At 28.8% G+C, this 15,862-nt stretch carries 15 protein-coding genes, 4 tRNA genes and 1 other annotated feature; of the genes, 6 read left to right on the forward strand and 13 right to left on the reverse strand.

Features of this window, described 5'->3' with window-relative positions; translation table 11 throughout:
* Positions 1–8: 8 nt before the first annotated feature.
* The gene (locus ARA56_RS10980) at positions 9–602 is read right to left on the reverse strand and encodes a class D sortase (protein ID WP_055266645.1); all 594 of its coding nucleotides are present in this window, start codon (positions 600–602) and stop codon (positions 9–11) included.
* A gap of 394 nt (positions 603–996) precedes the next feature.
* On the opposite strand from ARA56_RS10980, the gene ispF reads away from it, so the two are divergent.
* Entirely contained in the window at positions 997–1,470 is a 474-nt protein-coding gene (gene ispF, locus ARA56_RS10985; protein WP_055266647.1) for a 2-C-methyl-D-erythritol 2,4-cyclodiphosphate synthase, read from the forward strand.
* 129 nt (positions 1,471–1,599) lie between these two features.
* Here ispF and ARA56_RS10990 read toward each other — a convergent pair whose 3' ends face one another.
* The 3 genes from ARA56_RS10990 to ARA56_RS11000 form a co-directional block, all read right to left on the reverse strand.
* On the reverse strand, positions 1,600–3,039 hold the full coding sequence (locus ARA56_RS10990; RefSeq protein ID WP_341380553.1) for a Na+/H+ antiporter NhaC family protein: 1,440 nt from the start codon (positions 3,037–3,039) through the stop codon (positions 1,600–1,602).
* A gap of 340 nt (positions 3,040–3,379) precedes the next feature.
* A tRNA-Lys gene (locus ARA56_RS10995) sits at positions 3,380–3,455 on the reverse strand.
* A 23-nt stretch (positions 3,456–3,478) separates the two neighbouring features.
* Positions 3,479–3,552: transfer RNA gene (locus ARA56_RS11000), tRNA-Gly, on the reverse strand.
* 324 nt (positions 3,553–3,876) lie between these two features.
* Here ARA56_RS11000 and ARA56_RS11005 point away from each other — a divergent pair.
* The 3 genes from ARA56_RS11005 to ARA56_RS11015 all read left to right on the forward strand — a co-directional run bounded on the left by ARA56_RS11005 (position 3,877) and on the right by ARA56_RS11015 (position 5,599).
* Positions 3,877–4,278: an HNH endonuclease gene (locus tag ARA56_RS11005; protein ID WP_055266651.1), complete on the forward strand. Its 402-nt coding sequence runs from the start codon at positions 3,877–3,879 to the stop codon at positions 4,276–4,278.
* 159 nt (positions 4,279–4,437) lie between these two features.
* Positions 4,438–5,037, forward strand: coding sequence for a chromate transporter (locus tag ARA56_RS11010; RefSeq protein WP_055266653.1), 600 nt, complete (start codon positions 4,438–4,440; stop codon positions 5,035–5,037).
* Between the two features lies 1 nt (position 5,038).
* Positions 5,039–5,599: a chromate transporter gene (locus ARA56_RS11015; RefSeq protein WP_055266655.1), complete on the forward strand. Its 561-nt coding sequence runs from the start codon at positions 5,039–5,041 to the stop codon at positions 5,597–5,599.
* A gap of 5 nt (positions 5,600–5,604) precedes the next feature.
* Here the strand turns inward: ARA56_RS11015 and ARA56_RS11020 are convergent, their stop codons facing one another.
* The 3 genes from ARA56_RS11020 to ARA56_RS11030 form a co-directional block, all read right to left on the reverse strand.
* Positions 5,605–6,480 carry a LysR family transcriptional regulator gene (locus ARA56_RS11020; RefSeq protein ID WP_055266657.1) on the reverse strand — a complete coding sequence of 292 codons (876 nt, stop codon included), beginning with the start codon at positions 6,478–6,480 and terminating at the stop codon, positions 5,605–5,607.
* Positions 6,481–6,568: 88 nt separating this feature from the next.
* Positions 6,569–6,643, reverse strand: a tRNA-Gly gene (locus ARA56_RS11025).
* Between the two features lie 116 nt (positions 6,644–6,759).
* Positions 6,760–6,843, reverse strand: a tRNA-Leu gene (locus ARA56_RS11030).
* 167 nt (positions 6,844–7,010) lie between these two features.
* Positions 7,011–7,224 (forward strand) — a binding site (T-box leader).
* Positions 7,225–7,296: 72 nt separating this feature from the next.
* Here ARA56_RS11030 and thrS point away from each other — a divergent pair.
* Positions 7,297–9,228: a threonine--tRNA ligase gene (gene thrS, locus ARA56_RS11035; protein WP_055266659.1), complete on the forward strand. Its 1,932-nt coding sequence runs from the start codon at positions 7,297–7,299 to the stop codon at positions 9,226–9,228.
* Positions 9,229–9,264: 36 nt separating this feature from the next.
* On the opposite strand, the gene ARA56_RS11040 is transcribed toward thrS, so the two are convergent.
* The 3 genes from ARA56_RS11040 to ARA56_RS11050 all read right to left on the reverse strand — a co-directional run bounded on the left by ARA56_RS11040 (position 9,265) and on the right by ARA56_RS11050 (position 11,169).
* Positions 9,265–9,840 carry a 5-formyltetrahydrofolate cyclo-ligase gene (locus tag ARA56_RS11040; protein WP_070205690.1) on the reverse strand — a complete coding sequence of 192 codons (576 nt, stop codon included), beginning with the start codon at positions 9,838–9,840 and terminating at the stop codon, positions 9,265–9,267.
* The gene (locus ARA56_RS11045; protein WP_055266663.1) at positions 9,833–10,675 is read right to left on the reverse strand and encodes a CPBP family intramembrane glutamic endopeptidase; all 843 of its coding nucleotides are present in this window, start codon (positions 10,673–10,675) and stop codon (positions 9,833–9,835) included. Before ARA56_RS11045 ends, ARA56_RS11040 begins: the two co-directional genes overlap by 8 nt.
* Positions 10,676–10,854: 179 nt before the next feature.
* Entirely contained in the window at positions 10,855–11,169 is a 315-nt protein-coding gene (locus ARA56_RS11050; RefSeq protein ID WP_055266665.1) for a DUF1540 domain-containing protein, read from the reverse strand.
* Between the two features lie 288 nt (positions 11,170–11,457).
* Here ARA56_RS11050 and ARA56_RS11055 point away from each other — a divergent pair, with 288 nt between their 5' ends.
* Positions 11,458–13,116, forward strand: coding sequence for a glutamine--tRNA ligase/YqeY domain fusion protein (locus ARA56_RS11055; RefSeq protein WP_055266667.1), 1,659 nt, complete (start codon positions 11,458–11,460; stop codon positions 13,114–13,116).
* A 189-nt stretch (positions 13,117–13,305) separates the two neighbouring features.
* Here ARA56_RS11055 and ARA56_RS16815 read toward each other — a convergent pair whose 3' ends face one another.
* From ARA56_RS16815 to gltX, 3 genes are all read right to left on the reverse strand, one after another.
* Complete coding sequence (locus ARA56_RS16815) at positions 13,306–13,443, reverse strand: hypothetical protein (RefSeq protein ID WP_172675765.1); 138 nt, start codon at positions 13,441–13,443, stop codon at positions 13,306–13,308.
* A 137-nt stretch (positions 13,444–13,580) separates the two neighbouring features.
* The gene (locus ARA56_RS16675; RefSeq protein ID WP_156334263.1) at positions 13,581–13,733 is read right to left on the reverse strand and encodes a hypothetical protein; all 153 of its coding nucleotides are present in this window, start codon (positions 13,731–13,733) and stop codon (positions 13,581–13,583) included.
* Between the two features lie 248 nt (positions 13,734–13,981).
* The gene (gene gltX, locus ARA56_RS11060; RefSeq protein ID WP_055266669.1) at positions 13,982–15,643 is read right to left on the reverse strand and encodes a glutamate--tRNA ligase; all 1,662 of its coding nucleotides are present in this window, start codon (positions 15,641–15,643) and stop codon (positions 13,982–13,984) included.
* Positions 15,644–15,862 lie beyond the last annotated feature (219 nt).

A 15,862-nucleotide genomic window follows, 5' to 3' on the forward strand; every position in this document is an offset into this window, starting at 1 on the left:
TTTATCCCCTAACTATTTAACTCTTCTTCTGAAATTAACCTTCCCTTTACTATAACCCTTTGTTTAGCTCCTACAGTACATGTTACTAATGTCATAGTTGCTTCTTTTGTATCATCTAAAACATGAACGTCTTCAGGCTCTACAATAAAATTATCTTCTACTACGTAAGTATATTTTTTATCATGTGTCTTAACTATTACTTCATCTCCAGCTTTTACTTTATATAAGTTGATAAAAGCATCTGTATAATCAGAAACTCTATGGCCTGCTACTGCAAAATTACCTTTCTCACCAGGAGCAGCAGAATCATTAAAATGGCCTAAGAAATATTTAAGAACATCATCTGAAATTCCTTCAACTAATGCTTGAGATAACTTTATACTTGGTATTTCTATTATTGCTATAGGAGTATATCCATTAATATCTTCTAGATTAACTTCTTCTTTACTTGTTAAAGACCCTTCACTTATACTACTTTCAAACATCTCAATAACAGCTTTTTGTTTTCTAATTGTTTCTACTTTTTTATAGACTACAGTTCCTATTATAATTAAACCCACAGCTATAAGTAACAATCCAATACCCCTTCTAAACTTGTCCACTTTTCCACCACCTATAATTAATTATTAAATAAGTTCATATTTTCTTTTTTATACATATATTATAGCATAAAGTATTTTAAATATATTATTTGAAATCAATAATATTGTAGATTGGGTGGTTTAACATGCATCTCCAAAAAAATAATATTGTCTATGTAGACTTCCTATTTAGAAGAAAAAAAATAAAATCAAAATATATGATTTTATTATACTCATTGTATACAAAAATAAGAAAAGCGTTTCTAAAGTCCTCTTTAAGAAAGCTATATCATAAATCAAATATATCTACTAAAAAACAAAGTTCAAGCTACTAAGAAGAAACCTTCTGTTTTCATTTAAATTTTTTATCTTATTTGTGGTAAAATATATTTATATTTTTATCGAGGTGATTTTAATGAGAATAGGAATGGGCTATGATGTTCATAAATTAGTAGAAAATAGAGATTTAATATTAGGTGGAGTAAAAATTCCTTACGAATTAGGTTTATTAGGACATTCAGACGCTGATGTTTTATTACATGCAATAATGGATTCATTACTTGGAGCTTCTGCTCTTGGAGATATAGGAAAGCACTTTCCAGACACTGATCCAAAGTATAAAGGAATTTCTAGTATACATTTATTAAAAGAAGTTGGGAAACTTTTAAAAGATAATGGTTTTGAAATAAACAATATAGATTCAACTATAATAGCTCAAAAACCAAAGATGGCTCCTCATATACAAGGTATGAGAAAAAATATAGCTGATGCTTTAAATATAAATATAGATCAAATAAACGTTAAAGCTACAACAGAAGAAGGCCTTGGTTTTACAGGTGAAGGAAAAGGAATATCTTCACAAAGTATTTGTTTACTAATTAAAAATTAGAAATAGCAAACGGTAAAAAATACTCAAAAAACTTAGATTTAAAAATTAAAAATAGATAATATACTTATAAAATTAATAAGTATATTATCTATTTTTTTATTTTCTCTGACTAAATTGTAAAATCGTTTTTTATTTTAAGTTCTTATCTTCTATTTTTAATTTGCTATTATTTCTGTGGTGCCAGAATATCGCTATAACAGCACATACCCCCATTAAATATGGATAAAATAAATACTTCATAATTGCAAATGGTGATATCGCTGCAAGTCCTGCTGCTGAAATTAATTGAGCTCCATATGGAATTATACCTTGGAATACACAAGAAAACATGTCCATTATTCCTGCAACTCTTTTTGGTTCAAGTCCAACTTCATCTGATATATTCTTTGCTATAGGTCCAACTGTAACTATAGCTATTGTGTTATTCGCAGTACAAACATCAACAAGACTTACTAATGTTGCTATTCCTAATTCAGCATTTCTTTTATTCTTAAATCCTTTTAATCCCTTATTTAATATATAATCTATTCCACCATTATGTTTTATTAATGATATTGTTCCAGATATTAATAGAGAGATTATTATAAGTTCTCCCATTCCCATAACGCCTGTAGCTATAGATTGAGATAATGACATTATATCAAAAGCACCAAAATATATTCCAATTCCACCTGCTATTATAGTTCCACCTAAAAGAACTAATATTACATTTAATCCCAATAAAGATGAAACAATTACAGCCATATACGGTAATATTTTAACTAAACTATATTCTAAAGATTCTACTTGTGTAACTCCAGCATTTCTTGTTAAGAATGCTAATAATATTGCTGTAATAATAGCTGCCGGTAAAACTATTTTAAAGTTCATTTTAAACTTGTCTTTCATTTCGCATCCTTGTGTTCTAGTTGCAGCTATAGTTGTATCGGAAATAATTGAAAGATTATCACCAAACATTGCCCCACTTACTACTGCTCCTACTGCTAAAGCTACTACTACCCCTGTTTTATCTGCTACTCCAACTGCTATTGGAACTAATGCAACTATTGTCCCCATTGATGTACCTACAGATAATGCTATAAAACATGCTATTATAAATAATCCTGCTATTAAAAGATTGCTTGGTAATATTGATAATCCTAAATTAACTGTAGAATCAACAGCTCCCATATCTTTTGCTACCTGAGCAAATGCCCCAGCTAAAACAAATATTAATATCATTAATATTACATTACTATCACCTGCCCCCTTACAAAAAATTTCTATCTTATCTGTTAAAGATTCTTTACCTCTCATAAATATTGCTGTAAACGCTGCTGCCGAAAATGGTATTATAACTGATACCGCATACATATCTCCAGCTATTACAGATAACCCCACATAAACAATTAAAAAAACTAATAATGGTAATAAAGCACTTAAACTTCCCTTTTTCTGCATTCTCTCTTCTCCTTTTTCTTTGCATTTGTTAAAAAATGTATTTATCCTACATACTTCTAGATTATAGTTTATTATCTTAGAATAAAAAAAGCTCCAGTAATAGATACTGAAGCTCTGTACACTTAATATTTATACTTCTTATCTATCAGGATTTAGCACCACGTCATTAGTTAAAATTCAACACTTAAAAGTTATTATAAATAACCTTTAACTAAAAAATAACACTAACTATTAAGTAATTAATAATCAATAGCTAATAATATAGTAAAATAACTCTTTACTATACAGTATTAATTCTTAACTACCTAAACAGGTTGCCGGGCTTCACAGGGCCAGTCCCTCCACCACTCTTGATAAGGTATTCTTTTTTATAATTATACTAACAAATTAAGACAAGTTATGTCAACAAATTTGTTCTTGTATATATAATAAAAAAAGATGGAACATACTCCATCCTTTTTATTAAGCTTGGTGCGCCATCACGGGTTCGAACCGGGGACACCCTGATTAAGAGTCAGGTGCTCTACCAACTGAGCTAATAGCGCATATTAATTTTAAAAAATTATAATGGAGCGGGTAGTGGGAATCGAACCCACCTTTCCAGCTTGGAAGGCTGGAGTATTACCGATATACGATACCCGCATAAACAATATTTATCTTTTTCATTTTTAATTTTATCACTTGAAAATTTAGTTGTCAATAATTACTATACTTTTTTCTATGATTAATCTTCTCTGTAACCATTACTTTTCTTATGTATTATTTATTTCAAGGTTATCACCTTATAATTAATAACTTAATATAATATAGTATAAAATTTCTTTTATTTTCATTGATATAATTAATTTTTATTAATATCTCATTCTCTCAATTAATATATTATATTATAAATATACAATAGTAACATTTGAAACAAATTAATATTGATAATATAATATATATATTAAATTAAAAGGGGGCAAAGGTTTGTACAAATGTGAAGTTTGTGGTGAAATAGCTGATATTCATCATATAGTATTTAGAAGTCAAGGCGGTTTTGATATAGAAATAAATTATAAATACTTGTGTCCTGAACACCATCGTGGTAATGACGGTCCTCACCATAACCGTTTTATTGATCTAAAGTATAAACTTGAGTTACAAGAGAAATTATATTATTGCCTTCCAAAAGATTATTACTGGCCTAAAGAACTAACTGAAATACTTGGAATTCATAATGGTTCACTAAAAAGATTATTGAAAGACTTAAAAATTCATAAGGAAGGATATAGCAAGAAAGATATAATATTTAAGCTTATGGGAAACACTTTATACTCTTCTGAAATGATAGATGAACTTGCATTAGATTTATTAATAAATGAAATATAAGAAACTGCATTATTAGCAGTTTCTTTTTTTTGTTTATATATCCATAAGTAAATACCTATATTTTTAATAAAATATACGTATTTTACTAATCAAAAATTTAAACTTATACTATTATAGGACTTTGTTAAAAGTATCAATAACAAGAAGGAGAATCTATTAATGGAATGTTTAAGAAATAAAAGAAATTGGAAAGTACTCTGGCAATTATTCAAATCTACATTCATTCTTAGCGCCTTTACTTTTGGTGGTGGATTTGTAATTGTATCTCTTATGAAGAAAAAATTCGTTGAAGAATTAGGATGGCTAGATGAAAGTGAAATGCTTGATATAACAGCTATAGCTCAATCATCTCCAGGTCCTATTCCAATAAATGCATCTGTTATTTTAGGATACAGAATGCAAGGAATTCTTGGCTCAATTGTTGCAGTTGTAGGAACATCTATACCTCCTATCGCTATTATCTCTGTTATATCTTCATTCTACGTTAAATTCAGAGAAAGCCAAATTATAGGAACTGCATTAATGGTAATGAGAGCTGGTGTTGCTGCTGTTATATGTGATGTTGTTATAAATTTAGCTAAAAATGTAATAAAAACAGGTCAAGTTTTATACATTGCTCTAATGATAATAGCATTTATTATGACTTATGTATTAGGTATAAGTGCGATAACAGTAATTTTACTATGTATTCTTGTTGGTATCGTAAATCTTATATTAGATATAAAAAATTCTAAGAAGAAAGCAAATTTGGAGGTATAATATGCTAGGACTATTATTTTTAAGCTTTATTCAAGTAGGATTATTTAGTGTTGGTGGTGGATATGCTGCTATACCTCTAATACAAAATCAAATAGTAAATATACATGGACTTATGACTCTTCCAGAGTTTGCTGACTTAATTACTATTGCCGAAATGACACCAGGTCCTATATCTATTAATTCAGCAACATTTGTTGGAACTCGATTAGCTGGTTTACCTGGTGCTCTTATTTGTACTTTAGGATGTATAATTCCTTCATTTATTATTTGTCTTATACTAGCTCACTACTATTATAAATATCGTAATTTCGGTGGTGTACAAACTATATTGGCTAGTCTTCGTCCTGCAGTAGTTGCTCTTATAAGTTCAGCAGGATTATCTATTTTAACACTTGCTATTTTCCAAGCTGAAAAGCAAGATATAGTATTATCAAATTTTAGACCTATAGAATTTTTATTATTCGTAGGAGGACTTTTTGCTATCAGAAAATTTAAAGTTAATCCTATATTAATTATTTTTGGTTCAGGATTAATAGGAACAATAGCTTATATGGCATTTTAAAAATCTTATTTTAAGTATTGTATACTTTCTATCAATCTTTTTAAATGGTTTGATATAAACTTATCCTTATGGTACACTACACATATTTCTCTCGAAATATCTATATTTTCTATTGGAATTATATGTAGTGTACCATCTTTAATTTCATCTTGTATTATCAATGTAGATAATATTCCTAACCCTTGCCCCCCAATAACTGCATTTTTTATAGCTTCTGTATTTGTGCTATTCCATTTTTCATTTACAGCTATATTATTTTCTTCTAGTATTGAGTCAAATATCTCTCTAGCTCCGCTTCCCTTTTCTCTAAAAATCATATCTTGACCTGAAAGTTCTTCAATATTTATTTCATCTTTATAATAAAAGTTATGTTTTTTTCCTGATACTAAAACTAGTTTATCACTACATATAGGAATTCTTACAAGATCTTTATTATTAACTATCCCCTCTACTATTCCTATATCTAAATTACTATGCAATAACATACTCTCAATAACATTAGTATTATTTACAATTATTTTTGTAGATATATCTTTATTTTCTTCTTCAAATTTACTTATAATATCATTTAATATACAAGTTCCTACAGTGACAGTTGATCCGATCTTCAAGCATATGTTTTGCCCTGAATTTTTTAAATCTGCCTCCATTTCATCAAAAGAACTAACAATATGTCTAGCATATCTTAATAATAATTCTCCACTTTCTGTTATGTAAAGTTTCTTTGAAAGTCTCTCAAATAGCTTAACTCCGTAATAATCTTCTATTTCTCTAATAGCTTGACTAACAGATGGTTGTGATATAAAAAGTCTTTCTGCTGCTTCACTCATTTTTCCACAATCAGCAACAGTTATAAAAATTTTTAAATGTCTTATATTCATATACCATACCTTCTCTCGTAATATGAATTGATTATACTACAAAAATAAAAAATAACTAATACTATATCTAAATAATATTAGTTATTCTTGGAGCGGAAAACGGGATTCGAATCCGCAACCTTCACCTTGGGAAGGTGACACTCTACCGTTGAGTCACTTCCGCAAATATTTATTAATTTCTTGCTAACTTATTTTCTTGTTATATCTATATTAAAAGTTCACTATTTTTATAACTATTTTATAAAATAAAAAACCTCCGATATAAATCGAAGGTTTAAATGGTGCAGATGAAGGGAGTCGAACCCCCACGCCAAAGGCGCTAGATCCTAAGTCTAGTGCGTCTGCCAATTTCGCCACATCTGCTTACTATATTATTAATTATACACCTTATTCCATATATTACAATATATTTTAGAAATATTTATAAAATATATTTACTTTGCTCACATTCAGAGTTTTAAATTCATTATTAAATCATCCGAATTATTGACATTTCTTATGTAGATATTTATAATATTTTCTATAAATATATAAAAACGTTGAAGAGACGAGTAAACTACCACTTCATTTCCAGAGAGAAAATACATCAGCTGTAAGTATTTTTATTTGAAACTAGTTGAAAACCAGCTCTGAGTGACTCTAATAAAGTCCGTTTACATCACGTTACGATGATATTTAAGTGGCCTAAATTTTAGGCAATTAAGGGTGGAACCGCGGGAAGAATTATATGCTCTCGTCCCTTTTCTATACTAAATTTGTATAAGAAAAGTGACGTAGAGCTTTTTTTATACAGCAAAATGAAAGGAGATATATAAAATGATTAAAATTACTTTAAAAGATGGATCTATTAAAGAAGTTGAAAATGGATCATCAGTTTTAGATGTTGCTAAATCTATTAGCGAAGGATTAGCAAGAAATGCTCAATGTGGTCTTGTTAACGGAGAGGTTGTTGATTTAAGAACTCAATTAAATGAAGATTGTGAATTAGCTATATGTACTTTTGATTCTCAAGAAGGAAAGGATACAGTAAGACACAGTATCTCTCACGTATTAGCTGCAGCTGTTAAAAGATTATTCCCTGAAGCAAAACTTGCTATAGGACCTTCAATAGCTAATGGATTCTATTATGATTTTGATGTAGAAAAAGCTTTCACTGCAGACGATTTAGTAAAAATCGAAGCTGAAATGAAAAAAATAATAAAGGAAAATCCTCAAATAGAAAGATTTGAACTTCCTAGAAATGAAGCTTTAGAACTTATGAAGGATGAACCTTATAAGGTTGAATTAATAAATGAACTTCCAGAAGATGAAGTTATTTCATTCTACAAAATGGGTGATTTTACAGACCTTTGTGCTGGTCCTCACGTAATGTCATTAAAGAATATTAAAGCTATAAAACTTATAAGAAGTGCTGGTGCTTACTGGAAAGGTGACGAAAAGAATAAGATGCTTTCTAGAATATACGGAACAGCATTCTTAAAGAACGCTGATTTAGAGGCTCACTTAGCAGCTTTAGAAGAAGCTAAAAAGAGAGATCATAATAAATTAGGTAGAGAACTGGGAATATTTACTACTGATGAAAAAGTAGGTCAAGGACTTCCACTATTCATGCCTAAGGGAGCTAAATTATTCCAAACTCTTCAAAGATGGATTGAAGATGAAGAAGAAAAAAGAGGTTATGTTTTAACTAAAACTCCATTTATGTCTAAAAATGATTTATTTGTTGCTTCTGGTCACTGGAGTCACTATAAAGATGGTATGTTTGTATTAGGTGATGAAGAAAAAGATACAGAAGTTATGGCTTTAAGACCAATGACTTGTCCATTCCAATTCACTGTTTATAATGCAGAACAACATAGCTATAGAGATCTTCCAATAAGATATGCTGAGACTTCTACTCTATTCAGAAAAGAAGCTTCTGGAGAAATGCATGGTCTTACTAGAGTTAGACAATTCACACTTTCAGAAGGACATATAATTTGTACTCCTGAACAAGTTGAATCAGAATTTAGAGAAGTTATAGACTTAATAAACTATGTTATGGAAACTCTAGGAATTGCAGAAGATATAACTTATAGATTCTCTAAGTGGGATCCAACTAATACTGAAAAATATATAAATAACCCAGAAGCTTGGGAAGCTACTCAAAACCAAATGAGAACTATATTAAATCACTTAAATATAGATTATGTTGAAGCTGAAGGTGAAGCTGCATTCTACGGACCAAAGCTTGATATTCAATCTAAGAACGTTCATGGAAAAGAAGATACTATAATAACAGTTCAAATAGACTTTGCTCTAGGTGAAAGATTAGGTATGTCTTACATAGATAAAGATGGTGAAAAGAAAATACCATTTGTTATTCATAGATCTTCAATCGGATGTTATGAAAGAACTATTGCAACTTTAATAGAAAAATATGCTGGTGCATTCCCAACATGGATGGCTCCAGTTCAAGTAAAAGTTCTTCCACTTTCAGATAAATATGCTGATTATGCTGATAGCGTAGTTAGAACTTTAAGAAACAATGGTGTTAGAGTTGAAGTTGACCACAGAACTGAAAAGATTGGTTATAAAATAAGAGAAGCTAGACTTGAAAGAGTTCCTTATATCCTAGTTGTTGGAGAAAAGGAAGCTGCAAACAATGAAGTTGCAGTAAGAAGTAGAAAGAACGATGATGAAGGTGCAATTGCATTAGATTCATTCGTTGAAAGAATTAAAACTGAAATTGCTAACAAAGAAAGATAAAAATTTAGAGGCTGATTTTCAGCCTCTTTTTTATTTCTAAATTGTATTTTCTATATAAATCATTTCTTTATCAGTAAATATATAATTTACTTTAATATCATGCTCTTCTGCTTTTATATAATTCACCATCTGAAAATTATATGCCAATGCTACCTTAACTACATCATAATTTAAATTTGAAATATATTTATCGTAATATCCCCCACCATATCCGATTCTATTACCATCACTATCAAATGCTATTCCAGGCATTATTATGATATCAAATTTTTCTTCAGTATTATTTTTATCCACAATATTAGGTTCTAAAATACCATACTTATTAACACTTAGTTCATTTAAACTGTGAATTTCTACTGACTTCATAGTTTTATCTTCTATATTAATCTTAGGCACATAAACTGATTTATTATTATCTATTGAATTTTTAATTATATCTATTGTATCTACTTCATTATTATAGCTTACATATATAAAAATCTTGTTGGCATTTATATATAGATCATTTTCTATTACTGATTCATATATTATCCTATCTAACCTCTTCTTTTCTTCTTTTTTTAAATTATGTCTTAAGTCTAATACCTTTTTTCTAATGATGTTTTTATACATTTTCAATTCCTTTATTATTCTTTATTGTCCTAAAAGATTTGATAAAAATAATTAGTCCTATTATAGGAATTACTATAAACAAAATTATTGTCCATAATCTTGATTCTGGATATACTACAAAATTAACTAAAAAATTATTAGCAAAGTGCATACCCATACAAACATAAATTGATCTTGTATAATAGTAGGCTAGTCCAATAATTACACCTAGAAGAAATGCATTTATTCCTTGTGGTAAATTCATATGAGCTATACCAAATATAAGCGCTGAATATATTATTGCTTTTTTATAACTATACTTTTTTAATAATCCATTTAACAATATTCCTCTATATAATATCTCTTCAAAGAACGGAGCCATAATGCAGCTTGAAATAAATATAAAAATATATGATGTATTCAAAAGATATTGTTCTAAATATTCATATAGCCCCTCATTTAGAGTTGGCAATGAATATAATAGAAAATCAAATACTCCATAGGTAATACATATATATCCAACTATCATACCTACTCCAGCTAAGTACTTTTTCTTAGAGATTTTTTCATCATATAATACATTTCCATTAGTTTCAAAACTTCTATTAATTAACACTATAATAACTAACATAATTCCATATTGATAAATAAAATCTGTTATAGTTGTTAATAAATTTTCACTCCAGCTATTCATAAAGAACATATCTCTATAAAACTCTACGAATATACTTATAGGAGTATATACAAAACTATAAGTTATATCAAAAATAAATGATAGTATTATAGCCTTCCAAAAAGTAATAGGTTTAATTTCTAGACTTCCTTCGTTTAAGTTTTTAATATAATTTAATTTCATTATTCACCCTTTAAATTGTTATTATTATACAATTAATTATACACACAATACTGTAGCTTCGCCACATTAAAAATTGCTACGCTAAATGAAAATATACTTTGTATAATGCAAATTGTCTACGACAAGTGAAAACCTCCACTTTGTCGTAAAACAATAATCCTCTTTTATTTAGGTCAAACTTAAAGTTTTGGTACAAAGCTATTACATTCAGTTTCTCCAGTTGTACATGCATTCATGCCAGCAATATGTATTGCTTCTGCTGCACACATACGATTCTCATTATATGTACAATTTTCAGCTTCACATTGAACATTTAAGCTTCCATGAGGTGCTTCAAAATTACTTGTGAAAGCTCCATGCTTTTCTTCAAAACTATCACAACATGTTGCTGAGGCCGAAGATGCTTCAGACCCTCCTACTGTTATTCCTTCTTTACAACAGCATGCAGAATTATTATGTATACAACTTTCTACATTACAAATTAAATTGGTCATATTATACCTCCTAAAAATACATATGAGTCTTATTTATATTTTTAGAAATATTGATTCTTTTATTCACATCTATAATTTTATTGTCGATTTTATTGTATTTATATAACTTTTTATATAAAGGTTACTTTCTTTTTTACTTATATTAGATTAAAATTATTATTAATAGTAAATATATAAAATATATAGTTTAACCGTTGAAATTTGATTAAATAATAAGTTGTATTTATAATATTTATTAACTTTTAATTTCAAAATAAACTAAAATATGATAATAGGAGAGGTAATACTATGTCAAATGAAATTAATTCTTCTAATTTTATAAGAAATATAATTGTAGAAGACCTTAATAGTGGAAAGCATAAAGAAATAATAACTCGTTTCCCACCAGAACCAAATGGTTATCTTCATATAGGTCATGCTAAATCAATACTTTTAAACTTTGGATTAGCTGAAGAATTTAAAGGTAAAACTCACTTAAGATTTGATGACACTAATCCAGTTAAAGAAGATACTGAATATGTTGAATCAATAAAAGAAGATGTTAAATGGCTTGGTGGAAACTGGGATGCTCTTTACTTTGCATCTGATTACTTTGAAGAAATGTATAACAGAGCTGTTTTATTAATAAAAAAAGGATTAGCTTACGTTTGTGATTTAACACCTGAAGAAGCTAAAGAATATAGAGGAACATTAACTGAACCTGGTAAAGAAAGTCCATATAGAAGTAGATCAGTTGAAGAAAACCTTGATTTATTCGAAAGAATGAGAAAAGGTGAATTTAAAGATGGAGAAAAAGTTTTAAGAGCTAAAATAGATATGGCTTCTCCTAATATGAACATGAGAGATCCTATAATTTATAGAATAGCTCATGCTACTCATCATAATACAGGCGATAAGTGGTGTATCTATCCAATGTATGACTTTGCTCATCCATTAGAAGATGCTATTGAATCTGTAACTCACTCTATTTGTACTTTAGAGTTTGAAGATCATAGACCTCTTTATGATTGGGTTGTTAAGGAATGTGAAATGGAGTCAATTCCAAGACAAATAGAATTTGCTAGATTAAACATGACTAATACTGTTATGAGTAAGAGAAAGCTTAAACAATTAGTTGATGAAGGTGTTGTTGATGGATGGGATGATCCAAGAATGCCTACTATATCAGGTCTTAGAAGAAGAGGATGTACGCCAGAAGCATTAAGAAACTTCTGCTCTGCCATAGGTGTTGCTAAAGCTAACTCAATAGTAGATTCTCAAATGTTAGACTATTTCATAAGAGAAGATTTACAAATGAAAGCTCCACTTGCAATGGCTGTTTTAAGACCTTTAAAATTAGTTATAACTAACTATCCTGAAGATCAAACAGAAATGTTAGAAATAGAAAATAACGCTAAAGATGAATCTTTCGGTAAGAGATTAGTTCCATTCTCTAGAGAGCTATATATCGAAAGAGAAGATTTTATGGAAGAACCGGTTAAAAAGTACTTTAGATTATTCCCTGGTAACGAAGTTAGATTAAAAGGTGCTTATTTTGTAAAATGTACTGATGTAATAAAAGATGAAAATGGTGAAGTTATCGAAGTTCACTGTACTTATGATCCAGAAACTAAAAGTGGTTCAGGATTCACTGGAAGAAAGGTTAAAGCTACTATACATTGGGTAGATGCTAAAACTGCAAAACCTGCTGAATTTAGATTATATGAGCCATTAATATTAGATGATCAAGAAGGAAATGAAGGTAAACACTTCTTAGAACAAATAAATCCTAACTCAATGGAAATTTTACAAGGATTTATTGAACCAGTAGCTGTAGAAAATGCAAGTCCACTAGATAAGTTCCAAATGGTTAGAAACGGATTCTTTACAGTAGATTCTAAATATACTACATCTGAAAAATTAGTGTTTAATAGAATCGTACCTTTAAAATCATCATTTAAATTATAAAAAGAAGTGGCCACTGGCCACCTCTTTTTTTGTATGAATATAAATTATGAAAATTATATTGAAATTAATTAATTTCTCAAAGATTCATTTTATACCCATCTCCGTTGACTACCTCATCTTAGTAAGGTGAAATGATTGAATTAGTAGAAGTAAGGTAACGGGTTATTACCAACTTCTGAGTCGCCAAATCTATTTTGTAGATGTCCATTTATTATCTGTAGCAGTTTTTTCTTCTTTATGACTCCTACAACTTTGACAACTATTTAAACTTGATGTAGGTTTTGATGCCCATGCGTTATTTGTAGCTGTTTTACAATAATTATGCATTAGAAATCTCCTCCTTCATTAAGTTTCATTAATAGTATGTTCTTTAAGTTCATCTTAATACATGGAAATTATTTATAAAGTTATGTATTAAAATTTAATACATTTATATTTTATATAGTTTTATATTTATTTAAGCATTACCATTGATTATTAGTTGCTGTTTTCTCTTGTTTTTTATTACATTTACAATTATCATAAATACTTGATTGTACACTAGCTGGTGATGCCCACTGATTGTTGCCTGCTGATTTTTGCGCCTTATTACATCCACAATTTGCATTTTTACTCATATACAAAGCACCTCTTTAAAATATATTTAGCCCTGATACAGCCAAGTCTAATACTTAGTTCTACCACCGCTACAATAATAGTTTGTACATTATTCTCTTCGTAATACCTTGTATTAATTGTTTAAAATAGCATTGTAATGTTCTCTTCCAATAATATTAAATTTATACCATTATAAAATTATATAAATAAAAAATAAGAACTCTCTAACTAAGTAGAGAATTCTTATATCTTATAAATATCTAATATATTATAAACTTAAAAATCTTTCAAATCTTTCTCTTACCTTTTCTTCACCCATAATTTGCATTATAGTATAAAGGTCTGGAGTATTAGTTCTGTGTGATAATGCACTTCTTACTGCTCCAGCAACATCTGAAATCATTCCTTTAAAAGCATCTGGATTAGCTTTGTACTCTTTTCTATTTGCGCAATATCCAAGCTCTGCTCCTATTACTTTTAACTCTTCAAACCAAGCTTCTTGGCTTCCTATATTAAAAGTAAATCTCTTAGCATATTCTTCGATTATAGCTTTAGCATTTTCTAATGATAAAGTCTTTGGAAGTTCTACTTGTTCTGCTGTCTCATTGTAGAATAATTCATCAAAGAAATAGAATATTTTGTCTTTAACTTCATCCCATTTAGCAAAATCTTTTCTTGGCTTTGGACCTTCTTTATCTATATTAAATACTTCTTTTGCCATAGCTTCATTTGAAGTTACTAGGTCATACATTTCTTTATCAAATTCTTTAGCCCATGCTGTATATTGAGCATATACTTCGTTTGCTGGCATTCTAGCTATAACATCTTTAGAAACGTCATTTAATTTAACTAAATCAAATAATGCTCCACTCTTGCTCATTTTCTCTAATTGAACATTAAATTCGTGATAATCAGCAGTTGGATTTTCAGCTCTCCATTCTTCATATGTTGAATTTACGATATTTAATAAGTATTCAATAACACATACTGTTGGATATCCTACTTCTTTATAATAAGAAACTGCAGCTTCAGCATCTTTTCTCTTAGAAAGTTTTCTCTTAGATCCACCTTCTTGTTTCATTATTGTTGGAATATGAGCATAATTTGGTCTTTCGAATCCTAAAACATCAAATAATTGAACATGTATTGGAAGTGATGATAACCATTCTTCTCCTCTTATAACATGAGTTGTTCTCATTAAATAATCATCTATTGCGTGAGCAAAGTGATATGTTGGAAGTCCATCACCTTTAATTATAACAACATCTTGATTGTTTTCTGGGAAAGAAATATCACCTTTAATTAAATCATGGAACTCAACTCTATTTTCAATATTTCCTGGTGATTTTAATCTTAAAATATAGCTTTCTCCGTTATTAATTCTTTCTATAGCTTCTTCTTCAGTTATATTTCTGAATTTAGCATATTCTCCATAGTATCCTGGAGTTATCTTATTAGCTACTTGTCTTTCTCTTAATTCAGCTAATTCTTCTGGAGTACAGAAACATGGATAAGCTAATCCTTTTAATAGTAAATCTTTAGCAAAAGTTTTATATATTTCAGCTCTTTCACTTTGTCTATATGGACCATATTCACCTTTTGAAGTATCTTGCCCAGTCATTCCTTCACTGAAGTCCATACCAAAATTATGCATTGTAGCAATTGTATCTTCAATAGCTCCTTCAACTTCTCTCTTTTGGTCTGTATCTTCTATTCTTAAGAAAAATACTCCTTCAGTTTGACTTGCTAATCTTTCATTTATTAAAGCTGCAAATACTCCTCCAATATGTTGAAACCCTGTTGGAGATGGTGCATATCTACATACTACAGCACCTTCTTTTAAATTTCTTTTAGGATACTTTTCAATATAATATTGAGGTGTCTTATCAATATTAGGGAATATTAATTCTGCTAATTTTTCAAATGCCATTTTGTTCTCTCCTCTTTCTACAATTAATAGTTAAGATTTAAAAATTAAGACTTTATGATAAAGCTCATATAGAGTTCTTTATTTTTAATATATATTGTTTTATATTATTTCTTAATTTTTATATTTTAAAATAAGGCTCTGTTAGATTAAATTGTTGATATTGTACTCAAAATAGGGTTGTACAAATTACAACCCTATCTAACTATAAACTCTGTTTAG

Source organism: Clostridium disporicum, assembly GCF_001405015.1.
In the GTDB taxonomy this organism is placed as follows: domain Bacteria; phylum Bacillota; class Clostridia; order Clostridiales; family Clostridiaceae; genus Clostridium; species Clostridium disporicum_B.